The sequence below is a fragment of the Bradyrhizobium sp. LA2.1 genome, from assembly GCF_040547725.1.
Taxonomy (GTDB): Bacteria; Pseudomonadota; Alphaproteobacteria; order Rhizobiales; family Xanthobacteraceae; genus Bradyrhizobium; species Bradyrhizobium barranii.
The window spans coordinates 100,479-121,976 of sequence record NZ_JBEPQI010000018.1 but is presented as its reverse complement, the minus strand read 5'-3'; the positions used below and the strand labels follow the sequence as shown (position 1 = coordinate 121,976).

19 protein-coding genes and 1 pseudogene are annotated in these 21,498 nt (G+C 62.6%); 11 read left to right on the top strand and 9 right to left on the bottom strand.

Annotated elements, in window-relative coordinates:
• Window positions 1-82: 82 nt before the first annotated feature.
• Both ABIB95_RS30360 and ABIB95_RS30355 read right to left on the bottom strand, forming a co-directional pair.
• On the bottom strand, window positions 83-265 hold the full coding sequence (locus ABIB95_RS30360) for a hypothetical protein (protein ID WP_155795486.1): 183 nt from the start codon (window positions 263-265) through the stop codon (window positions 83-85).
• 69 nt (window positions 266-334) lie between these two features.
• Window positions 335-1,438 (bottom strand): NADH:flavin oxidoreductase, encoded by a 1,104-nt coding sequence (locus tag ABIB95_RS30355; protein ID WP_502917886.1) that lies wholly within the window; start codon window positions 1,436-1,438, stop codon window positions 335-337.
• A 32-nt stretch (window positions 1,439-1,470) separates the two neighbouring features.
• Between ABIB95_RS30355 and ABIB95_RS30350 the strand changes: the two genes are divergently transcribed.
• Window positions 1,471-2,451, top strand: a complete 981-nt coding sequence (locus tag ABIB95_RS30350) for a LysR family transcriptional regulator (RefSeq protein ID WP_223153779.1) — start codon at window positions 1,471-1,473, stop codon at window positions 2,449-2,451.
• 72 nt (window positions 2,452-2,523) lie between these two features.
• Here ABIB95_RS30350 and ABIB95_RS30345 read toward each other — a convergent pair whose 3' ends face one another.
• Window positions 2,524-3,033: a YkgB family protein gene (locus ABIB95_RS30345; protein ID WP_354102378.1), complete on the bottom strand. Its 510-nt coding sequence runs from the start codon at window positions 3,031-3,033 to the stop codon at window positions 2,524-2,526.
• 45 nt (window positions 3,034-3,078) lie between these two features.
• Window positions 3,079-3,615 carry a carboxymuconolactone decarboxylase family protein gene (locus ABIB95_RS30340; protein ID WP_354244774.1) on the bottom strand — a complete coding sequence of 179 codons (537 nt, stop codon included), beginning with the start codon at window positions 3,613-3,615 and terminating at the stop codon, window positions 3,079-3,081.
• 132 nt (window positions 3,616-3,747) lie between these two features.
• On the opposite strand from ABIB95_RS30340, the gene ABIB95_RS30335 reads away from it, so the two are divergent.
• Window positions 3,748-4,743: an AraC family transcriptional regulator gene (locus ABIB95_RS30335; RefSeq protein WP_354244771.1), complete on the top strand. Its 996-nt coding sequence runs from the start codon at window positions 3,748-3,750 to the stop codon at window positions 4,741-4,743.
• Between the two features lie 29 nt (window positions 4,744-4,772).
• Here the strand turns inward: ABIB95_RS30335 and ABIB95_RS30330 are convergent, their stop codons facing one another.
• From ABIB95_RS30330 to ABIB95_RS30315, 4 genes are all read right to left on the bottom strand, one after another.
• Window positions 4,773-5,090 carry a hypothetical protein gene (locus ABIB95_RS30330; protein WP_247316178.1) on the bottom strand — a complete coding sequence of 106 codons (318 nt, stop codon included), beginning with the start codon at window positions 5,088-5,090 and terminating at the stop codon, window positions 4,773-4,775.
• Window positions 5,091-5,235: 145 nt separating this feature from the next.
• Window positions 5,236-6,123, bottom strand: a complete 888-nt coding sequence (locus ABIB95_RS30325) for a DUF427 domain-containing protein (protein ID WP_354244768.1) — start codon at window positions 6,121-6,123, stop codon at window positions 5,236-5,238.
• 161 nt (window positions 6,124-6,284) lie between these two features.
• Window positions 6,285-11,804 carry a trifunctional serine/threonine-protein kinase/ATP-binding protein/sensor histidine kinase gene (locus ABIB95_RS30320; protein WP_354244765.1) on the bottom strand — a complete coding sequence of 1,840 codons (5,520 nt, stop codon included), beginning with the start codon at window positions 11,802-11,804 and terminating at the stop codon, window positions 6,285-6,287.
• Between the two features lie 508 nt (window positions 11,805-12,312).
• Entirely contained in the window at window positions 12,313-12,840 is a 528-nt protein-coding gene (locus ABIB95_RS30315; protein ID WP_354244762.1) for a YkgB family protein, read from the bottom strand.
• Between the two features lie 476 nt (window positions 12,841-13,316).
• On the opposite strand from ABIB95_RS30315, the gene ABIB95_RS30310 reads away from it, so the two are divergent.
• The 6 genes from ABIB95_RS30310 (at window position 13,317) to ABIB95_RS30285 (ending at window position 17,020) form a co-directional block, all read left to right on the top strand.
• Window positions 13,317-13,682, top strand: coding sequence for a response regulator transcription factor (locus ABIB95_RS30310; RefSeq protein WP_063980875.1), 366 nt, complete (start codon window positions 13,317-13,319; stop codon window positions 13,680-13,682).
• 212 nt (window positions 13,683-13,894) lie between these two features.
• A complete protein-coding gene (locus ABIB95_RS30305) occupies window positions 13,895-14,338 on the top strand; it encodes a sigma-70 family RNA polymerase sigma factor (RefSeq protein ID WP_354244759.1) in 444 nt (147 codons plus the stop codon).
• A gap of 56 nt (window positions 14,339-14,394) precedes the next feature.
• On the top strand, window positions 14,395-15,375 hold the full coding sequence (gene egtD / locus ABIB95_RS30300; RefSeq protein ID WP_354244756.1) for an L-histidine N(alpha)-methyltransferase: 981 nt from the start codon (window positions 14,395-14,397) through the stop codon (window positions 15,373-15,375).
• A gap of 134 nt (window positions 15,376-15,509) precedes the next feature.
• On the top strand, window positions 15,510-15,764 hold the full coding sequence (locus ABIB95_RS30295; protein ID WP_063980878.1) for a hypothetical protein: 255 nt from the start codon (window positions 15,510-15,512) through the stop codon (window positions 15,762-15,764).
• 37 nt (window positions 15,765-15,801) lie between these two features.
• On the top strand, window positions 15,802-16,488 hold the full coding sequence (locus tag ABIB95_RS30290; RefSeq protein ID WP_354244753.1) for a sensor histidine kinase: 687 nt from the start codon (window positions 15,802-15,804) through the stop codon (window positions 16,486-16,488).
• Between the two features lie 19 nt (window positions 16,489-16,507).
• Window positions 16,508-17,020 carry a YkgB family protein gene (locus tag ABIB95_RS30285; RefSeq protein ID WP_354244750.1) on the top strand — a complete coding sequence of 171 codons (513 nt, stop codon included), beginning with the start codon at window positions 16,508-16,510 and terminating at the stop codon, window positions 17,018-17,020.
• A 277-nt stretch (window positions 17,021-17,297) separates the two neighbouring features.
• Here the strand turns inward: ABIB95_RS30285 and ABIB95_RS30280 are convergent.
• Window positions 17,298-17,567, bottom strand: a pseudogene (locus ABIB95_RS30280) (TMEM175 family protein); the annotation flags it as partial.
• 368 nt (window positions 17,568-17,935) lie between these two features.
• Here ABIB95_RS30280 and ABIB95_RS30275 point away from each other — a divergent pair.
• The 3 genes from ABIB95_RS30275 (at window position 17,936) to ABIB95_RS30265 (ending at window position 21,472) form a co-directional block, all read left to right on the top strand.
• The gene (locus tag ABIB95_RS30275) at window positions 17,936-19,582 is read left to right on the top strand and encodes an ATP-binding protein (protein ID WP_354244747.1); all 1,647 of its coding nucleotides are present in this window, start codon (window positions 17,936-17,938) and stop codon (window positions 19,580-19,582) included.
• A 2-nt stretch (window positions 19,583-19,584) separates the two neighbouring features.
• Window positions 19,585-20,199 carry a response regulator transcription factor gene (locus ABIB95_RS30270; RefSeq protein WP_166078228.1) on the top strand — a complete coding sequence of 205 codons (615 nt, stop codon included), beginning with the start codon at window positions 19,585-19,587 and terminating at the stop codon, window positions 20,197-20,199.
• 553 nt (window positions 20,200-20,752) lie between these two features.
• Window positions 20,753-21,472: a helix-turn-helix transcriptional regulator gene (locus tag ABIB95_RS30265; protein ID WP_223153775.1), complete on the top strand. Its 720-nt coding sequence runs from the start codon at window positions 20,753-20,755 to the stop codon at window positions 21,470-21,472.
• The last annotated feature ends 26 nt before the right edge of the window (window positions 21,473-21,498 follow it).

Here is a 21,498-nt window from a genome sequence, read left to right as displayed (position 1 = left end):
TGCCGTCTTCACGGGTCGTGCGGTGAGATGAGCGGTGCCGAAACGATGATGAGATCGTTGCGGTCACACCCCCGACGACGACTTAGGACCTGCTCGGAGCCTTACCGAGAGGTGGAAGCAACTGTTGCGCGGTGTGAGGCGATAGCTGCTCGATGGCCGCTCGAAGGTGGGCCGCAGCCTTCGAATGCTCGGGCCCATCGAGCATGCGCAATGCTTCCAGCATGAGCGACAACGCCACCGAGGCATCGGAGATCGCGTCCGTCATGATCGTTCCTTTCGATGCGTGCACGATCTTCAGAGCGTCGGCCCTCGGCATCGACGTCGCGGGACGCGCTCACATCATCAGTTCGGTGTCCTTGATGTCGGCGATGGGGCCGAGGATCGCAGGGTCAAATTCATCCAGAGAGCTGCGGTCCAACAGACGCTTGGGCAGGTCGGGGTTCGCCAAGGCCCCGCGGCCTATCGTGACGACATCGGCGCCATCGTCGAGCGCAGCCACCGCCTGCTCGATGTTGTGCAGGCTGCCATTGGCGAAAATCGTCGCTTTGGGGGCGTAGCGCTTGGCGAGGCGCATCAATGACGGGCCGTCCTCGGCGAAAGCGGGCTTCCACGCCTCAAACTCGGTCACATGGACGAAGTCGGCGCCGGCATCGCCGAGGCTGCCGAAGATGATTTCGGCGTCACGCTCCGCACCCGCCCATTTGTGATGATAGTCGTTCACCTTGCCTTGCGAGATGCGGACGCCGACCGGCACTGCGCTCCCGACCTTCGCGCGCACCGCCTTGAAGGTTTCCACGATTAACCGCACGCGGTTCTCCGTGGCGCCGCCCCAGCGATCGGTTCTGCTGTTGGCGTAGTCGGTCAGGAACTGGTCGAGCAAGTAGCCGTTGGCGCCGTGAATCTCGATGGCGTCGAACCCGGCGATGTGGATCGCTCGCGCAGCCGAGCCCGCGAAGCCGGCAATGGCGTCGGCGATCTGCTCCTCCTTGATGGCTGCCGGCAGCACGTAGCGGTCCTTTCCGTGATAGAATGTCATCTGCTCGCCCTTGGGCTGAATGGCAGACGGCCCCACCGTGCTGTCGCGAAAGCGATTGCCTTGACTGATCGCTCCGGCATGCATCATCTGGGCGATGGCCACCGCTCCGTGCGACTTGATGCCGTTGACGACCGGCTTCCAGGCCATGGCCTGCACTTCGTCGGTCATGCCGGGTTGATGGACGTAGCCCTGCGAGAACGCCTGGTCTGTGTAGATGCCTTCGGTGATGACCGTTCCAAACCCGCCTCGCGCGAACCGCTCGTAGTATCGCGTCATGGTTTCGGTGGCCCGGCCGTCCTGGGTCGCCGTGATGCGCGTCATTGGCGCAACAGCAAGACGGTTCTTCGCGGTACGGCCGTTTATATCGATCGGCGTGAAAAGCGTCTTCGCTTCGCTGTCCATCATTTGAATCTCCAGGGGTTTTACCTTCGGGAGTGGCCTCCCTTGCTGGAGATCGATTTAAAGCTCGTCGTGAGCCGACAGAAGCCCGGCTGGAAGCTAAGCACTTTATCGATTATCGTTATAAAATGGATTTTGCAGATGTGGCCCTGTTTCGCAGCATCGTGACCGCCGGTAGCCTGTCTGCCGCGGCGCGAGAGATGGGCACCACGCCAATGTTGGTCAGTCGAAGGCTCGCAGCGCTCGAAGCTGAGCTCGGCGCGCGCCTGTTTCATCGGACCACGCGCTCGCTATCGCTCACCCCTGAGGGCGAGGCCTTTTTGCCTCACGCCGCGGCCCTGATCGCCGCCCGCGATTCAGCATTCGAGTCCGTGTCGTCCGCCGGCTCGGGCCTCTCAGGTGTGCTCAAGGTCACCGCGCCGAACGTCATCGGCCATGCGGTCATCGTACCCGTCGTGGCCAAGCTGATCGCGGACAACCCGGCGCTTCGGGTCAATCTTGTCCTGAGCGACGATCGCGTCGACATCGCTTCGATGGGTCTCGACGTCGCGATCCGCGTTGCGCCGATGAAGCCTTCCGACATGATCGCGACAAGGCTCGCCGACAATCCTTACATCCTCTGCGCATCGCCAGCCTATATCGCTCGCTTCGGCGAACCGGCAACGCTGGGCGATCTGGTGAGCCACCCCTGCATCAAGCTTCATGCGATGGAGACCTGGCCGTTCGTACGTGGAGGCGAATTGGAGCAGATCCGGATCGCCGGCCCGCTGTCAGCCAGCACAGTCGACGCTGTTCGAGCGGCTTGTCTTGCGGGCGTGGGGGTCGCCATGATGACCTATTGGGATGTGTACGAGCAGATTGAACGCGGAGAGTTGAAGCGCATCGTTCTGGCGGATGCCGCGCCGGTTGAGCTTGGGATATGGGCGGTTTTCCTGACTCGCGCGCAAATGCCGGTCCGGGTAAGAGCGTTCATTGATGCTCTGCGAAAACGGCTGCTTGCGGGCACACTGCCGTGATCGTCGCGACGTGCCATCGCCGGCGAGCGGGAAAGCTCGCCGACGACACGTCGCTGGGCAGAGTGCCACCCGTCACCGCGTCAGGCGAACCAGATCCTGCCTCAGCAGATAGAAGGAGACTGCGAGCAGCACGACGTCCTTCATCAGGAAGGGCACGTTGCCCGTCATCGCGGGGAAGCCTCCCGCGGCGAGGTCCCAACCCTCCGGCATGAAGGGAATGATGGTGACGGTCGCGATGAAGGTGCCGGTCGAGCCGAGGGCGCCGAGCACGCCAAGCCGGTGGCTCCAGAAGCCCGCGAGCAGCAGCGCGCCGAAGGTCCATTCGGAGACGCCGAGGAAATAGCTGGCACCGGCATGGCCGAACACGGGATAGAGCCACCAGATCAACGGGCCGTTGCTGATGAACGGGACCAGCCGTTCGAATTCGTACGGAAACCACTTCTGGTAGCCGAAGAAGAAGAACATGATCACCATCGAGGCGCGGACGACATGGTAGTCGAGATCTTCCGCGAGCAGGCCGGATCCCTGCAGGGCGCGGACGAGAGGATTTTGGGCGGTGTGGGTGTTGGCAAGCGTGGTCATGGTCGTGATCCCTGATGTGTGATGATCGACGTGGCGGCCGTCGCGTTAGGCGACCGCCGGGAAGTCGATCTCGGTGTCGTTGATGCGGTTGAAGACGTTGGTGAACACGGTGGTGGCAAAGGCGAGGCTGATGTCGACGAGCTGCGCGTCGCTGTAGCCGGCGGCCTTGATCGCGACGAAATCCTTGTGGCTGACGGTGCCGCTGGTGCGCGCAAGCTTGTCGACAAAAGCGACCAGCGCATCGCGCTGGGCATCACCGGTGGGCGGGCCATCGCGGATCTGCTTCAGGATCTCCGGCGCCAGCCCGACGAGCTTTGCGAGATGGCTGTGGGCGGCGACACAATAGTCACAGCCGGCGGCTTCGCTGATGACGAGCTTGATGATCTCCTTGTCGGACTTGGTCAGTCCGCCGGAGGCGAGCACAGTGTCGGCAGCGAGCACGGCCTTGAGCGCAGCGGGGCCATGGGCGGCGATGGCCGCAAAGGTGTTCGGCACGCTGCCGATGGCCTTCTTGATCTGGGCATAGACCTGGCCAGAGGGGCCGGCGTCAGTTTCGAGGTTCGGGACGGAAAGTCGGGACATGATGGCACTCCGTGTTGAGGTGGTGAACGATTGCGGAGTGACAGTAGGGTCGCGATCTGAGATGTTGAATGCTTGATAGGCTTGTATATATGCTCAATCGTCTCAAATGACGTGCCGAGAGAGAGGAATACGATGGATTGGCTGAGCCGGCTGTTCGAGATGATGCCGGTACGCGGCCGTCTGGACCTGCGCTGCTCCTACGGCGCGCCCTGGCGGATCGAGCAGGGGCCGGGCGAGGCCAACGAGATCCCGTACCATGCGGTGCTCGCAGGCTCGGCGGTGCTGGACGATCCGGCGGGAGGCCGGCCGTTGCTACTGGAGGCCGGCGACATTCTGCTGCTGCCGCGCAACCCCCGGCACGTCATGCACGACGGCAGCGGAGCCGCGCCGCTGAAGGCCCGCAACCGCGCGTCACTCAACTTCACGATCAGCGAGAATCCCGGCTCGGACGCGCGGCTCGATCTGTTGTGCGGACATTTTTCGATCGCCCCGCCGCACGACCGGCTGCTGCGCAACTATCTGCCGCCGGTGCTGATCGTGAGGGCGGGCGCGCAGGCCGGAGAGCGGGACACGGCGGGGCAGCTCGCAGGCCTCGTTGCCTTGATGCGCGGCGAGACCGCAGACGATCAGCTGGGTGGCCGCGCGATGCTGAACGCGTTGTCGACGGCGATGTTCGCGCTCGTGCTGCGCCTCGCCAGCGAGATCGGAGACGCGCCACGCGGGCTGCTTGCGCTCGCAGGTCACCCACGCCTCGCGCCGGTCGTCGCGGCCATGTTCAATGCGCCCGCGCGCGCATGGACGCTGCCCGAGCTCGCGCAGCTCGCCAACATGTCGCGTGCGACACTCGCCCGTCAATTCCAGGAGAAGGTCGGACGTTCGCCCAGCGAACTGCTGACCGACATCCGCATGACGCTGGCAACGAACGAACTGAGGAAATCCTCGCTCTCGACCGGAGCGGTGGCCGAAGCGGTCGGATATCTGTCCGAGGCGGCGTTCCAGCGGGCGTTCAAGAGCCACATGGGCATCACCCCCGCGCAATGGCGAAAGTCTGCGCAGACGCCTGCGACGATTGACGATCTGGAGCTGGCGAAGAGTGCAGAGGCGGCATCGGCTGGCGAGAATGCCTAGGCAGGCGAGCGTGAGGTGGCCGGGCTAGCTCAGCATCCGCGGCAGATGATGAGCTTGCGATCCAGCATCTGATCGCGCTGCTGCTGCTCACGCTCCCAGGCCGACAGAGCATCCGATTGAGGCGCATCGGCCCGGCTCGGCTGACGGTGGCCGACCGGAGCGAGCCAGGGCAGGCGCGACGTCGGCTCGGCCGAGGCGAGACGCGCGGCGGCCCGCGACGGCAGATCGGGGAGGACGTCGAGAGAGCTGTTCCGGTCGGAGGCATGTGCGGGCGACAGCAAGCCGATCAGGAGAAGGCCCGCAAAAGCGGAGCGGATCGAGCGTGTCTGGTTCGAACGATGGGACATTGTGGCGCTCCCGTAGTGGAGGCTCGGGATGAGCGGCTCCGTTGCGGGACACAATAGTCGTGGACGCGAAAGGCTGAATGCCGCGCGATCTCGAAGATATGCTCGTTCGTCTCACGAGCGTCGATGGAGGGGACTGGTTGCAGCTTCAGCGGGGCCGGCTACCAGGCGTTGGCTCGGCGACCACCTCGGCGATGTCGAGATTACGATCGGGGCCATGCGGCACCACCGATTGGCCGGGTTCGAGACGTATCTGCGTGCCATCGAGATGGACGGTCACGATGTCCGGCTCGAACGATACAAAATTGGAGATGCGGCGGACTTCGGGATAGGCGTCGGGATACGACCATGCCGCCTGGCGCGCGTCTCCGATGGAGTAATAGCTGCAGAGGCCCTTGTACGGGCAGAAGGTCTGGAGCTTTACCGGAGTGAGGGCAGCCTCATCGATGTCGGCACGTGGAACATACCAACGCGGTGCAAAGCCGGACTCGTAAAGGACCAGCGGCCGCTTTGTATCGGCGATGACCCGGCCCTGGTGGTTGACCACGAGGTTACGCGAGGTCTGGCGGATGTCGATGCGGTGATAGGGATCGGCGGCATGGCCCACGATGCGTTCGTCTTCCTCGTAGAAGGCATCCATGGCCCGCCAGGCAAAAGCGATCAGACCCTGCAAATCGCCTGCATGGGCGGGCAGGTTGGTGTGCCGCCATGCTCCTCGCGCCGCGATGTGTTGCTCGTCGACCCGAACGCTGTACCAGGACGTCGGCCCAAGATCGGCGTGTTGAGTGATGTGCTCGGTAGGTTCCAGCACATGTGCGGAAACATCGGCCTCCGGGAAATAGGCCACGGGATAACGGCCCGGTTCGAAAAGCAGAAGCGCCCGTTCGCTCTCGGCGATCCAGCTTCCCCCAAAGCGCACGCGGAGGCGGCGGCGTAACGGTTCGACGTACAGGAGTCGCTTGGGCAGCGGCTCGGGGACGAGAAAGCGGCCGATTGCTCCCGTTGAAAGCGGGCCTTGTTGCCAGGACAGTCCCAACTGATCTCTCCCTGCAGCGCACCGTCAGTCGGTGGCGGACCTGTTCCGGCCCGTGCTTGGCTTCGCCGGCGCGATCCGATGCCTATATTTCGTCCGCGGCCCGGCCTTGGTTACAGGTCATCCCACCAATCTTGCGGTGTGATGACGCCAGCCGAGATGATTCAACCAACCGTAAAGCCGTCATCGATCGGAACAGTGAACTGGAAGACGGCTCCGCGCGGTTCGTTTGCAGTCGCCCAGAGCCTGCCGCCATGCGCAACGATGATCGAACGGCATATCGACAGTCCGACACCCAGGCCGCCAGATTTGGTCGTGTAGAAGGGTTCGAACAGCCGCGCGAGGCCCTCCGCCGACAAGCCCGGTCCCGAATCCGTGATCGATACGCGTATGCTCTCGGCATCCGCTCTCGCGGTCTGGATCAACAGCTCGCGCTTGCCCCCCGTTGTCTCGCTCATGGCCTCGATGGCGTTCAGGATCAGGTTGAGCGTGACCTGCTGCAGCTCGACGCGATCCCCGATGACCTTGGGCAGACGATCGGCGAATATCGTCTGGATCGACACATCGTGCCGCGCTGCTTCAGCCTGCGTGAGTTCGATGACTTGTCCGATGACGTTGTTGATCGCCAGGGAATCCCGTTTGGGCGGTGATTTCTTGACGAGATCCCGGATTCGCTCAATGACCTCGCTGGAGCGGATGCCGTTCTCGATGGCGCGTGTCAGCGCCCTGCGCGTCTGCTCCAGTGCCGGTGGTTGGTGATCGAGCCAGCTCAAGGCCGCTTGCGCGCTGGCGATGACGGCGGTGTTCGGCTGATTGACCTCGTGGGCGATCGACGCCGTCAGCTGTCCCATCACCGCCACGCGGTTGGCGTGGGCCAGCTCCGTTTGAGCCTCGCGGTAACGCTGCTCGTTCTCGCGTGCCTCGGTTTCGGCGCGCTTGCGCTCGCTGAGATCCAGCACGAACGCAACGCCTTGCTCCTGCTCGTCGTCGAACAAGGCTCCGCCGGTCAGCACCGGCACCCGGCTGCCGTCCTTGCGGAAGAACGCCTTTTCGAACGGGTGGACAACCCGCGTCGCCTTCAATTCGGCCCGGGCGCGGTCGGTGCGCTCCTGCCATTCGGGCGGCGTCAGATCTGCCCAGCGCAACCGGCCCGCGGCGAGATCCTCGCGATCATATCCCATGGTCTTCAGGAACGCGTCGTTGGCATCGAGGATGTCGGGGGTGTGATCGAAGATGAAGATCCCGATGATGTTGGCCTCGACCAGCCGCCGGATCCGCGACTCCCGCTCCTGAAGCTCCCGGTACAGACGGGCATTGTCGAGCGAGGTCGCAGCCTCGGATGCGAGAAATTTGAGAATCGCGATCCGGGCGGGCGTGAACACGCGCGAGGCGAGATTGTTCTCGAGATATAGAAATGCCACCGCCCTGCCTTGCTTGACGAGCGGCACGCACAAGGCCGATCGGACGTGCTTCTTCTGAATGTATTCGTCGCCGCCGAACGCGCTGCTCGTCGAGGCATCGTCGAGCACGACGCTTTCCTGGGTGCGAGCCGTGTAAAGCACGATCGACATCGGGACTTCAGCGGCGGAGATCGGCGAATCGGCGAGATCGAGAGCGATCGAACCGCCGCCAGTCACGGCGTCCGCCCGAATTCTCAGCTCGGAACCCCTCGGCAAAATCAGCACGCCGCGTTCCGCACCCGCGTGCTCGATGGCCGAACGAAGCAGGGTCTCCGTGAGCTTCTCCAGCACGATCTCGCCTGAAACAGCCTCCGACACCTTGAGAACCGTCGCAAGGTCCAGCTGCTCGACAGGTGCTCCGATCGTCCCCGCGGCGCTGAGCGCGGATCCTCGCTCCCGCAGGTTGGGATGAAGTTTCTCGAGCTGGCTCACCTTCGCCTCGGCGCCCCAGCGCGCGTAGCAATCGCGCGCTTTTGTCAGGTAGGAAAGAACGACCGTTCGAATGCCGCGCGCCTCGTAGAACCCTGCCGCGCGTTCCGCAGCGATCGCCTCGATCTGCGCGAAGCCGGATTCTTGCGCCAATCGGATCGATTCCTCGTACAGCTGTTCCGCCTCGAGTTCGCGACCTTCGATGCGCGCAAGCTCCGCCGCGACGAGCTTCTGCCGGGCAGCGTAATTCGCGGGGCAACGGTTGGACCAGACTGTCAGCTTACGGTGGTGTTCGCGGAGGTCGTTGAGGCGTCGCTCGCGATCCTCGGGGCGTGATGCGTGATAAGCCCCGGCATGAGCGAGCGCCGTGTAGAACCGGTATTCGGTGAAATCCGAATAAGAGCGGGCGCACCATGAGAGCGCTTCTGCGCGTGCGGCGAGGGCAATCGCGACATCGTCACGTCCGGCAATGACTTCGATCTGAATTTGCGTCGCGTAGTAGAAGAAGGCGCTTATCGGTTCGCTCGCATCCGAGGGCTGAAGCGCCGCGGGGCTCTCGAAGTTATTCCGGCCATCGCGCCCCATAAGGCTCTGAGCCAGATCTCGTTGCCTGATGAGGCCCTCCGCAGCCAATCGGACGCCCAGACCCTCGGCGAATGCCAGGGACCGCTCGGCGTTCGAGCAGACGTCCATGAGCGGATCGCCGCAGAAGAGATCCACCGATATCAGTCCGCGATGCGAATACGCCGCGAATGCCAGATCTCCGGTCGTCAAGCAGATCGCAAGAGCGCGCCGAATGAACGGCCGTCCCGATCGGATCGGGAGAATCCATGGGGTCACGTGAAGGCCGAATACCAAAAGCGCCCGGCCGCTCAGCCCTGTCTGCGGCTGCCTGTCAGCAAGGGCTGCGCCAAATTGTGATAATCGGAATCCAAGTTCGGCATCGGTTGAATTGCTCGCGAGCACGCCGAATATGGCGGTCAGCGGGTAGCACGCTTCAGGGCTGGTCCCGTGCTCGAGCGTCAGTCGAGTGGCCTCCATGAGCATGGTGTCGGAGAGGTTGCGATCGGTGAGAAACGCAGGTGTGAGGAGGTCGGCCAGGACGCCCATGGTCGCACGATGATCCGGATCGGTCATCGGCGGTAGCGCATGAAGCTGGTCGTCGGACAGCTTTTCGGTCAAGCTCCGCAGGCGTCGCCGATCCTCGTCCACCTCGCTCCGGCTGGGATGAGGAGACCAGTCAATCCCGGTTCTGCGCAAAAATGCGAGGCAAACGTCGACCGCGCGCTCGAGCTGTCCCGCGGTGGTGTATAGCTGCGCCTGGAGTCTGGCGACCTCGGCGCTCGCCTGAATGTCCGAACAGCTCTGCGACAGGACCGTCAATTCCGCTTCCGCCGTGTTCAGCTCGCCGAGCAGGAATTTGCATTCGGCGTGGAGCAGGCCGATCGCGAAGGCGTCCCGGCTGCACCGCGGATGCCCTTCCTCCCCGAGCAGTTCGCGGGCGATTTCAAGGTAGGTTGCTGCCGCGTGGTAGGCCGTTGCATTTCGCGCGCGCCGGCCCGCGGCGAGATTGACGGCAATGACCTGTTCGCGTTCAGCGCCGTTCGTCAGAGCGGCGATGCCGCGGTTCAGCTGGTTGGCAACGATATAGACGCGCTCGTTGGTTTCGTCGGGCGTCAGCTGCGCTGCCAGGACCAGACCGATCCGAAGGTGCAGGGTCGTTCGCCTGTCCTGGTCCGGTTGAAGCGCATAAGCGGCCTCTTGCACACGATCGTGGACGAACGCGTAAGAGCTCTTGAGGCGTCGGACCAGTTCGAGACGCGTCGCGTCTCGCAGATCCGCGTGCAGCGTCTGCTCCGATGCTCCGTGCACGAGGCAGAGCGTTGCGATCTCGGCGCTGTTGCCCAGGCAGGCCAGCTCCAGCAGGGCCCGACGTGTCTCGTCGCGCAAACCGCTCAGCTTGCCGACCATGAGACGCGCGACGTTTTCGGCGTAGCTTTTTTCCTTGATGCGTTCGAGATCCCAGCGCCACTGTCGCTTGTCATGATCGAAGGCCAGTAGTTCTTCTTCGGCCAGTGCCCGCAGAAACTGCGTGAGAAAGAACGGATTCCCGTTCGTCTTCTCGTATATCAGCTGCGCCAGGGGCATGGCGTATGCCGGCTCGCAGTGAAGTGCATCCGCGGTGAATTCCTCGACGGCAGCGCGGGTGAGGGGTGCCAGGTCGATTTCCCGCACCCGTTTACGGGAGGCGCGAATTTCGACGAGCCGTTGTGCCAGCGGATGTTTGACGTCGACATCCTTGCGTCGATAGGCGGCGATGAGAAGCAGATTTTGCAGGTCGGATCTGTTCAGAAGAAACGCGATCAGATCCAGTGTGGCCACGTCGAGCCACTGCAGGTCGTCGAAGAAAAGCACGAGCGGATGGTGAGGCTTGGCGAAGATGCCAATGAAGCGTCGAACGACGAGTTGGAAGCGTCGCTGTGCGTCTTGCGGGGGGGCCTCCGGGACAAGTGGTTGATCCCCGATCACCAGCCGCAGCTCCGGTACGAGATCCACCATCAGTTGACCGAGCTGGCCTAGCGCGTCGTGCAGTGCGCTACGCCAGGGTGCCAGATCGGCATCGCTCTTGGCGAGGAGGCCTCGGATAAGGCCTTGAAGCGCATGCGCGAGCGTCGCGTAAGGCATATCGCGCTTGTGCTGATCGAACTTGCCGGAGGCGAAGAACCCTCCCAACGGGACCAAGGCCTTCTGCATTTCGTCGACGAAAGCGGACTTGCCGATACCGGAGGGGCCGGACACGAGGATCAACTCGGGCGTGCCGCTCCGGGTGACGCGATCGAACGAGGTGAGCAACGCCTCGATCTCGTGCTCCCTGCCGTAGAGCCGTTCGGGAATCAGCAGGCGGTCCGGTATATCGGTTTGTGCCAGGACGAAATCATCGATCCGTCCCTGCGCTTCCCATTCGGCGAGTGACCGTTCGAGGTCGCTCTTGAGGCCGGCGGCGGTCTGGTAGCGGTCCTCGGCCGTCTTGGCGAGGAGCTTCATGATGATCGCCGACACGGCGTAAGGCACGTCATTGACTCGTTCGGCGGGCGGAACGGCCCGTCTCGCGATGTGGCTGTGCACCCATTCCATCGGATTGGCCGCGGTGAACGGCAGTGCGCCCGTCAGCATCCGGTAGAACGTCACACCGATTGCGTACAGATCGCTGCGGGAATCGACGGACCGGTTCATGCGGCCGGTCTGTTCGGGCGCCATGTAGGCCAGCGTGCCCGCCATGGTCTCCGGTGGTTCGAGCTGCTGTCGCTCGCGTGGCAGGCGAGATGCGAGGCCAAATCCGGTGATCCTGACCTCGTCTGCCCCGGTCACCAGAAGATTGGCCGGCTTCAAATCCTTGTGGACCAGGCCCTGCCGATGCAGCTGATCGACGGCGGTGGTGATGCCGAGAGCCAATCGCAGAAACCGGGTCAGCTTCATCGGCGCGCCGAGCAGCTGCTCGAGCGGCTCGCTGCCGGGGTCTTCCAATATCAGCAAGGTTCGACCACCGTCGCGGATCAGCTCCAGCGGCCGTACGGCCCAGGTCCCATCGAGCTCGTCGCGCAAGGCGTATTCATGGGCGAGCCGGTCGAGGACCGCGGCCGGCGGATGTTCCGCAGCCGCCCTTACGGTCAGGACACTGTTGACATCGCCATCGGCGCCCCGGCGCCATTCGCGACAAAAGACGCGCTCGCCGTCGTCCCATGACGCTTTGAGACCGGCATTGCCATTCGTGGATACCCGCGAGGATACGTGCATCTGCCGGACTCCGGAACTAGCCGGCCAGTCGATTGAAAAGGAGGGAAAGGTGTTCACCTGTCCCGTCCGGGAACGTACTCCCAACGCCAATCCCCAACAATAGCCGGGATCGGAGCCATGGCATGAGCCACATTCCGATTCCGGGGCGTGGCTCAACCAACTGCAAAGCCGTCATCGATCGGCACGGTGAACTGGAAGACGGCTCCGCGCGGCTGGCTTCAGGCTGTTCACTCTGCGAACAACCTGGCTGAAGTTCAGACCTTCCAGCTTTGAGCGTGGGGGAATTGCGGGATTCTTCGAAAGGTCGTTCAGCGAGGACGGTGTCAAGGTCTGTAAGCCGTCGCCGCAAACCTACGCTCAAATGGAGAATGAACTTGGCGTCCCCTCGCAGCTCTGCATGAGCGCCTGCCACGCCTGGGATACGCGCAGCGCTGTGGCGGCCTGCTGGGAAGCTGCGTTCATCAGGCGGCCCGGCACGCTGATCCCGCTCTTCCAGTGCCAACCGGCGCTATTGCATCGCTTCCTGTCGAACAATCCCGTTCTCAGCCGGCGACACGTCGGCTGCCGCCCGGAGGAGATCCCGCTTGAGCAGATAGACGGAAGCCGCAAGCAGTACGACATCCTTCATGAGGAAGAGGAACGGCAACGTGGCCGCAGGAAAGCCGCCGGCCGGCGCCGCCCAGGCATCGTGGAAAAACGGAATGATCGTCACGGTGGCGACATAGGTCGCGCATGAACCCAGCGACCCCAGGACCGCCAGTCTTCTGCTCCAGAAGCCGAGCAGAAGAAGCAATCCAAACAGCAATTCCGCTGAACCCAGGAAGTAGGCCGCGCCGCGCACGCCAAACACCGGATACAGCCAGAAGATCAGCGGACCATTGCTGATGAACGGAATCAACGCGTGCGCTTCGTAGTCGAACCATTTCTGACAGCTGAAGACGAAGAAGACGATGATCATCGCCACACGCGTGGCATGGTAGTCAAAATCGCCTCTGACCAGATCGAGCTCGGACAGCTTCTTTATGAGATGGTCCATCTGATGTCGTCTCATCCTCGAGGTCGCGGATTGGCGCCAAGGGCGGCGTCGACGTCTGTCGTTATCCGAACGGTAGCCAAGCTTCGAAGGACGCGCTGTGCGCGGGTTATCGTGCATTTCTCAAACTTGCGCTGTTCGGCCGCAGGCGACCGGGATCGACGTGACCTGACCTCGCGTCGCCCTTGGTGGCTCGCCCTTGGCGATGCAAACCCATACCAAAGTATGGGTCTGTGCATCACAATCGCGAGATTGTCGGAGGCACCCACCGAACGCATGCTCGAGGCCGACATGCGCAACCGATCCTGGCGCAGCTACTGGATTTTCCTCAGTTGGGGAGACCGAACATGTGCCTCTCGCGAACAAGCATCGAACGTCACGACAGCAGCCGCCTGATCAACTGGAGAGCGGCTTGCGCTTCAATCGCCCGTGTTGCGATCGCGTTTCGATGATGATCGCGTCTTGCGAGGGTAAGTCAGGTGAAGGTCCCTTACGTAGGTGTCGTCGATGACGACGAGGCCCTGTGCCTGTCTTTGGTGGATCTGATGCGATCGATCGGCTACCGCTCCGAGCCGTTTGACAGGGCCGAAGCGCTGCTGAGCTACGCCGGCCGGTTCAGCTTCGACTGCATCATTGCCGACGTTCACATGCCTGGAATGGGTGGGCTCAACCTCGTTCGCGAGCTCCAGCAGCAGAAGGTCGGAGCGCCGGTGATTCTCATTACCGCGCTTCCTCACAAGCAGCTGGACGCCGAAGCGGCCTCGATCGGCGCATTCTGCCTTCTCAGAAAGCCGTTCGAAACGAGCGCGCTGCTTGAATGTCTCGACAGGAGCCTTCGAAGATGAAAGCGCTCTCGGGTGACGACATCACGTCCTCTATGGCGACGCCATCGTCCTGCGGCGACGAGCCCGCGCGTGCACGACCCCGAGGGGATACGGATTCGCCGCGACATGATCGCCGGAAGGCGGCCCGTTGGGAGAGATGGAACGATTGTTCGGAGCGATGGGGCCGGCTTCTGCTTGCGGCGCGAGCAGGGGATGCAGACGCATATGAGCGATTGCTGCGGGAGCTGGATCTGTGGCTTCGGGCCTACTACGCGCGCCGGCTTCCCTATCCCGCCGCCGACGATGCGAGGCAGGAGGTGCTCCTGGCCATTCACGCGAAACGCCACACGTTTGCGGCCTCGAAGCCCTTCGGCGCCTGGGTCACGGCGATTGCCCGCTATAAATGGGTCGATCGTGTGCGCGATGCGTCTCGCTACAGCGCGCTCGCGCTCGACGAAGACATCGCAATCGAGGATCACGAAGGTGCCGCGATCAGCGCTGCCGCGCTGGACCAGCTGCTTGGGCGGTTGAAGCCTGCGCAAGAGAGTGTGATCCGCCTCGTGAAGCTCAATGGTCTGAGCATCGCGCGAGCGGCCGGTGTGACCGGACAGTCGGCGGCCCTGGTCAAGATCAATATCCATCGCGGCCTGAAGAAATTGTCCACATTGGTCTCCTGACGTCATTGCGGCCGCGGGCCGGGCCGACCGAGACGTCGTGCGAAGGAAAGCCGAAATTGCTTCAACTCCAGAACGAAATGCGATCTCCGGTGGCCGACCTGACGGCGGCGTTCCGCTATGACATCATGGAAGGGCTGAGCCTCGCGCCAAAGGCAATTCCGGCGAGATGGCTTTATGACCGCCGCGGATCGGCTCTGTTTGAAGCCATCACGCTGCTGCCCGAATACTACCCGACACGAACCGAGCGATCGATCCTTGCGTCCGCAGCATCGGAACTCGCCGCGCTCGCGGGGCCGGGCCGCGCAGTCATAGAATTCGGCTCAGGCTCGTCGGCAAAGACGCGACTGTTGCTGGCAGAGACGGAGCCTTCTGCCTATGTGCCGATCGACATCTCGGGCGAATTCCTCCGGGAGGTTGCGGCAGGCCTGACCCATGCATTCCCAGGGCTGCCGATCTATCCAACCGAGGCCGACTTCACTTATCCCTTTTCTTTGCCGGAAGAGATTGGGGCGACCGCGCGCCTCGGCTTCTTTCCGGGGTCGACGATCGGAAACCTCACTGTGCCTGCGGCGGTCGACCTGTTGCGGGCGATGGCGGTGACCCTGGGTGCCGGATCGATGCTGCTGATCGGCATCGACCGTATCAAGGATCAGGATGTTCTCCTGCCGGCATATGACGACGCGCAAGGGCTGACGGCCGCATTCAATCTCAACCTCCTGCACCGGATCAACCGCGAGCTGGGCGGCTCGATTCCCCTGGGCGCGTTTCGCCATTTGGCGCGCTGGAATGATGCGGAGGCGCGTATCGAGATGCATCTGGAAGCCACGCGCGACGTCCGCTTCGAGGTCGACGGTCGCGTCTTCTCGTTGTCGAAGGGCGAGACCATCCACACGGAGAACAGCCTCAAATACGGGCGGAGGGATGCCTTCGTCCTGCTGCAGGCCGGCGGGTGGAATCCCATCGCCGATTGGACTGACGACAGCGGGCTCTTCTCGGTCATTCTCGCGGAGCAAAGGCCCGCGCCGGCGGCACCCTAGGATGAATCGGGGCGCAGACGGAATCATTTCCAACAATATCGCCTCAATCGGCGCAATCCACGAACAGCGAGGCTCGTACACATGCTGCATAATGTGCGCGTCATCATGGCAATCAACTGCGTTGAGGCGCGACCATGCAACTCCGTTCATCCCTCATCCTGAGCTTCGCCGCCATTCCTCTAACCGCCCTGGCAGATCCACTCCCGGCGCCGTCGCCGAAAGCGCCGAGCCCGGCTGAGACCGTCCAGGTGCAGCCGCGCGGCAATGAATTCATGCCGAATTCAGTCGCCGAGGATGCGTTGCAGAAGCGCATTACCGACTTCAACCGGAAACTGGAAGGTCTGGACGCAGATCTCGACAAGAAGCTGAAAATCTGCCGCGGGTGTTGATCGAAATCCGGTTCAGCAAACAGCGATAGGTCTGCACATGAGGCACACTGTCACCGGTTCGTTCCACGACGGCGGAAGCGGGTGCGCGCACTTTGAGCGGATCGCTCCGATCCGGAATGACGAGCTCGAGCTTGTCGTCAGGGAATTGCAGCATCGCATGCGCAATATCCTCGGTATCGTTCTGTGCTTCGTGAACAACACCGATGCGAATACGACCGCCGATTTTCGCGAGGCGCTCTCGGCACGGATCGCGACCCTGTCCGATGCCTACAGGATGATCGAATCCGCGGGAGAGCAGCGAGTGTCTCTCGCGGCGATGCTGGAGCGAACGCTCAAGCCGCACGCGATGTTTCACAGGGGCCGCATTCTGCTCGCGGGGCCGGACCTCACGCTGGAGCCGCACATCGCCTTGGCGCTGCACGTCATCATTCACGAGCTGGCTACCAACGCGAGCAAGTACGGCGCGCTGACATCGACGGCAGGAGCCGTCGAGGTGATCTGGAAGAGTCCGTCCTATCTCGGCGGACAAGGTCTTGCGATCCAGTGGCGCGAGCGCGGCGGACCGATTGTGACCAAGCCCGAACGCAGAGGCTTTGGCACGCAACTGATCGCAAGGGCCCTGCCGGGCGCGCAGGTCGATCTCGACTTCGCCCCCGACGGTCTTGTCTGCCGGCTTCTGATCGATCTCGGTCAGACGCTGACCACGCAAGGGCCTGTCAGTTAGGATCAGGAGGATCGACACCATGAGTACATTGGCGCGTGCCCCGCGCAAATCATTCGCAAGCAGGCTGCCGATATCGGGGCTGCTTGCGGGAGACCTGGATTACCACATCGTCCGGGCGTCGATGGTGATCCTGTTCTTTTTCTTCGGCTACCAGAAATGGTGGGCGTACGAGGCGGATCGCCTGGACCCCTTCATCAGCAACGGTCCGCTGATCTGGTGGCTCTATCCCGCTTTCGGCCATCAAGGTGCCAGCTGGTTCCTCGGCGTCGCCGAATGGACCGTTGGCGCTTTGATATTCGCGGGCTTCTGGAGCAAGCGCCTCGGCATTCTGGGCGCCCTTGGATCGACCGGCACCTTCATCGCAACAGTCACGATCATTCCGTTTATGCCGGACGGTTGGGACGCTGCTGCAGGCGGCTTTCCGGCGATGACGGGCAACGTTCCGTTCCTGATGAAGGATGTCGTGCTGCTTGCGGTATCGTTGTATCTGCTGAAGCAAGATGCGGCGCGTGTCCTGCGACATGAGGCTTGAGATACACTGCAAGGCAGATACAGATCATGACCAGCGCGAGCATGGGATAGTGCAACGAGACGGCCGCCGCGGCGAGGAAGCCGAGCAGGGTGGTCAAGGATCGCATCCGCATCATCATGCGCGCCTGGATCGCCTCGATCGCCGGCCGGTCGACGGCTTCCCAGCACAGCAGCAGATAGGTCGCGTTTACCAGGGCGAATACGCCGGCATAGACGGTGACGGGCAGCGGCGCCAGCTTTGAGCTCGCGATCCAGGCTGTCGAGAACGGCAGCAGCGATACGGAAAACAGATGAGCGAAGTTTCCCCAGATCAGTCGGGGCGTCGCCGCGCTGGCATAGTGCAGAAGATGGTGATGGTTCACCCAGACGATGGCGATGAAGAGATAGCTGACCGCGTAGCCGATGACGGTCGGCCAGAGTTCGAACAGAGCATTGAGGCTCGGAGCGTGCGGCGGGCGCAGGTCCAGGGCGAGAATTGTAATAACGACTGCAAAAACCGCGTCCGAGAGGGCATTCAGGCGTTCTGTCTTCGGAGAGTCCGCGGTCATCATTCCTGTTTCCTTGCCGATGCAGGCCTGCGCGGCAGTGTCTCGACACCCCGATCGCGCCTGAACAGCAGGCGGGTCATGCCGACGGCCAGCGGGGCGCACTGCCGCTGCTCCGCACTTTCGTGGACATTCGGAGCAACCGTCGCATCGGTTACACCTGCTTCGAAAAAAATCGGGGCAATGCGCAACGACGTGCATGGCGCGGGCTCGTGAACTGTGGCTCTCGGCAACCAAACTTGGCAACGTTCGCAAGTCCCGTTACATGTTGCGGCGTACTGAACGCGCTCTCGTCCCACCCCTCGATCCGCAAGCGGCGGGGTGATGCGTCGAGACGTCTGGAAATGATTTTCACGACGAGACATCTCGGTATGAGGCTTGATAACGAGACGCACGAACTGGATCTGGTCGCAAAGGCGTTTCAGATTATCTCGAGAGAAATCAGCTATCAGGGATTGGCCAAGGCTCTCCTCATGGAGGCGCTGAGCTACTCCGGGGCCAGTCGGGGGGCGATCCTGCTCAGCGGACAAAGAGAGTTGCTTGCCAAGGCCGATGCGAGCTTCCCGCGCGAGAGGGCGAACTTCCTTGCCTCCTTCCCGCCGCACGCCGAATTCCGCTTGCCGAGCGACCTTGCCGAACAGGTGCTCGATCGAAAGCAAACGGTCGTGAGGCAAGCCGGCGCGGAGAGCTCGGCACTGATCGATCCCGCGAGCCCACCGTCTGGAAAGATAGCGCAGCTGTGCCTGCCGTTGATTCACCAGCACTGGGCGATCGGCGTTCTCTATCTCGAAGCGGATGGAGATGCGGAGATCTTCACGCCGCGATGCGTCTGGGTGACATCCATGCTGGCCAATCAGGCCGCCGTCTCATTCGAATCCGTCCGCCTGTTCGAGGCGCTGCGCGAGACCAATATGTGGATGGTCAGAGGTCAGCAGATCGGCGGGATGGGCAGCTATCGCTGGAACACGCGGACCCTGCTCTCCCGCGGATCGCGCGAATGTTACCGCATCCTGGATATCGACCTGGACGTAAACCCCGTGCCCTTCGAGGTGTTCAGGAGCCGGGTCCACCCCGAGGATTATCCCGCGCTGGAGCAGGACCTCACCGAGGCGATCAGCACGAAGTCGCCATTCACCCACGAGTACCGGGTGGTTCACCGGGACGGCAAGACGTTGCATGTCGTGGCCGTCGGGCAATTCGATGAGGGGCCCACGGGAGACCTCGAGCTGGAAGGCATCATCACGGATGTCTCGCAACGGAAGGCGGCGGAGCAGGCTCTCGCCGACGCGCGAAACGAGCTTGCGCGGGCGACGGGTCTGACGTCCCTTGGCGAGCTCGCCGGCTCGATCATTCACGAGATCGATCAGCCGCTGACGGGCATGATCATGAGCGCGGAAGCTTGCCTCCGATGGCTCGCCCGGGATCCCGTTCAAGCCGGGGAGGCCCGCAAATCGGTCGCACGCATCATCAGGCAGGCACGCCGGGCTGCGGAGGTTGTGACCGGGGTCCGCTCTCTCGTGCGGGGCACGCAGGTCCATTTTGCCGAGTTCGATATCAACGATGCGGTTGCGGAGGTTCTGCTTCTGTCGAACAGGGAAATCGAGCGGGCCGGGGTCATCGTCCGTACCGACTTCGATCGATCATCGCCTCGTGTCGAAGCAGACCGTGTTCAGGTCCAGCAGGTCGCGCTCAATCTCGTGCGCAATGCGATCGAGGCCATGACCGGGGTCGAGGACGGGAACCGCATTTTGGCCCTCTCTTCGGGGGTCGCCGATGGTATGATTTCCGTGGCAATCGCGGATACGGGGGGCGGCATCAGCCCGGCTGATAGAGAGCGGGTCTTCGAGACGCTCTATACGACGAAGGGAGCGGGACTCGGTCTGGGACTGTCGATCTGCCGCAAGATAGTGAAACTCCACGGAGGACAGCTATGGGTGGAAGAAAACGGGAGGTGCGGAGCGAAGTTCACCTTCGCTCTCCCGCTTCGCCAGGCGGTTCAGACGTCGGAAAGCCGGTAGACATGCCTCCTTCCGGCGTTGTGCATATTGTCGACGATGACCGCGCGGTTCGCGAGTCCCTTGGCGACCTGCTCGAGTCCCTGCACTACAAAGTGGCCTTGTACGGATCTGCTTCGGATTTCCTCAAGGTCGAACTGTCGGATGCCCCTGCGTGTCTGGTGCTCGATGTCAGATTGCCCGGCACGAGTGGCTTGGAGCTGCAGGAGTACCTGACGAAAATCAATGTCGGAATCCCGGTGATTCTGATGACCGCCTTTGGCGACATTCCCATGTCGGTCAGAGGCATGAAGCTGGGGGCGGTCGATTTTCTCACCAAGCCGATACGGGATCAGGATCTTCTCGATGCGATCACGGCCGCGATCCGGAAGGACATCGATCGGCGCGACGACAGCGCGCACCTGGCGCAGTTGCAGGAGAAGTTTGCACTCCTGACCACGCGCGAGCGGCAAGTGATGACGCTGGTGGCATCCGGTCTGATGAACAAGCAGGTCGCCAGCGAGCTCTCGATCAGCGAAGCGACAGTCAAGATGCATCGTGGCAGCGTGATGCGGAAGCTCGGGGCAAAAACCGCGGCAATGCTCGTCCGAATGGCAGAAGCGCTCCAACTCCAGGGCTGAAGCTTCGGGACTGGCATCTCGTGCTGAATCATCTCGGCGCCGTCACTGCACGCGACCCATACCTAAGTATGGGCCGGAACAGCACAAGCGTGAGATTGTCCGCCAGCGCGATGAAAAGCATGTTGCCCCTGTGCGGTGCTGTCAGCCGGCGTTGGCAGCGCGCCTTGACCGGAGAGGTAACGCCACGTGCAGCTTGCGGCTTCAACGCCCGTATCCAGGCGATCAGGGCGTCTCCTCCGTGCAGAAATTCGTTGACGATTGGACGCGGCCATCCGGAGCACAGAACAGGGCGACGACGATGGGGATGTACGTATCAAATTCGAGTGAGAGCACGCCACGGACGGCGGTCTCCGCTTCGCCAATCCGGCCGGTGGACGAGACGCTGTCTTCCAGGCCGTCCGACGCGGCGCTTCATCCGACGGTCAGCATAACGCCTTCCGAGCCGGTGAAGCGCCTTGGGATAGGCTGGCGTTGGTGGTTTTCGGAGAGCGTTCACCTCCCGGTCGGAAACAGGATTGAATTTCGCTTTCAGGGATCGAGACATCTCCTGGCGTTGTACAACGAGGGAGCGCGGAAAAGCGGTGAGACCTCCATCGATGGCCTCTGCTCGTCGAAGCTGCGCGGTTCCGAGCACAGGCTGACCTTTGTCCCGGCGGGACGCGCCTATCGGGAATGGCATGAGACTGCCTCGTCGGCGCAGGTGACCTTCCTCTATTTCGATCCCGCCGCGCTTCACAAGTCCGACGACGGCGCGGCCGGGCTCGCGCCAAGAATATACTTCGAGGATCCGCTGGTCTGGGAAACCGCCTCCAAATTGAAGAAGGCGATCGAGAGCGCCGAGACGAATTGCGCGCCCTACCTCGAAGCGCTCTGCGGCGTGCTCGCCCACGAGCTTTCCAGGTCTGATCACGATGTTGTTCGCGAACCGGCAGCGGTCAGTCGTGGAGGTCTCGCGGGTTGGCAGAAGCGTGTCGTGGTCGAGTACGTCGAGGGGCATCTGGGAGAGCAGGTCTGCCTCCTCAAGCTCGCCGAGCTCGTCAGGCTCAGCGTTCACCACTTCTGCCGCGCTTTCAAGAAGTCGTTCGGAATCCCGGCCTACCAGTATCAGGTGCAGCGACGCATGGAGTTCGCCAAGCTGCGGCTGGCGGATCGCGCGGTATCGATTACGGACATCGCACTCAGCCTGGGCTATGCGCAAACGAGCTCCTTCAGCTCCGCCTTTCGCAAAGCGACGGGTTGGACTCCTACGGACTATCGCAGGGAGTTCGAATGAGTAGATCCGAGGGGCGATAGATCGGG

Bases quoted from the DNA above. Each gene is read 5' to 3' on its own strand.
- ABIB95_RS30270 (WP_166078228.1), top strand. From the start codon at position 19,585: ATGCCTCCTTCCGGCGTTGTGCATATTGTCGACGATGACCGCGCGGTT.
- ABIB95_RS30330 (WP_247316178.1), bottom strand. From the start codon at position 5,090: ATGTCCCATCGTTCGAACCAGACACGCTCGATCCGCTCCGCTTTTGCG.
- ABIB95_RS30340 (WP_354244774.1), bottom strand. From the start codon at position 3,615: ATGTCCCGACTTTCCGTCCCGAACCTCGAAACTGACGCCGGCCCCTCT.
- ABIB95_RS30320 (WP_354244765.1), bottom strand. From the start codon at position 11,804: ATGCACGTATCCTCGCGGGTATCCACGAATGGCAATGCCGGTCTCAAA.
- ABIB95_RS30360 (WP_155795486.1), bottom strand. From the start codon at position 265: ATGACGGACGCGATCTCCGATGCCTCGGTGGCGTTGTCGCTCATGCTG.
- ABIB95_RS30315 (WP_354244762.1), bottom strand. From the start codon at position 12,840: ATGGACCATCTCATAAAGAAGCTGTCCGAGCTCGATCTGGTCAGAGGC.
- ABIB95_RS30295 (WP_063980878.1), top strand. From the start codon at position 15,510: ATGCAACTCCGTTCATCCCTCATCCTGAGCTTCGCCGCCATTCCTCTA.
- ABIB95_RS30345 (WP_354102378.1), bottom strand. From the start codon at position 3,033: ATGACCACGCTTGCCAACACCCACACCGCCCAAAATCCTCTCGTCCGC.
- ABIB95_RS30355 (WP_502917886.1), bottom strand. From the start codon at position 1,438: ATGGACAGCGAAGCGAAGACGCTTTTCACGCCGATCGATATAAACGGC.
- ABIB95_RS30275 (WP_354244747.1), top strand. From the start codon at position 17,936: ATGAGGCTTGATAACGAGACGCACGAACTGGATCTGGTCGCAAAGGCG.
- ABIB95_RS30290 (WP_354244753.1), top strand. From the start codon at position 15,802: ATGAGGCACACTGTCACCGGTTCGTTCCACGACGGCGGAAGCGGGTGC.
- ABIB95_RS30285 (WP_354244750.1), top strand. From the start codon at position 16,508: ATGAGTACATTGGCGCGTGCCCCGCGCAAATCATTCGCAAGCAGGCTG.
- ABIB95_RS30335 (WP_354244771.1), top strand. From the start codon at position 3,748: ATGGATTGGCTGAGCCGGCTGTTCGAGATGATGCCGGTACGCGGCCGT.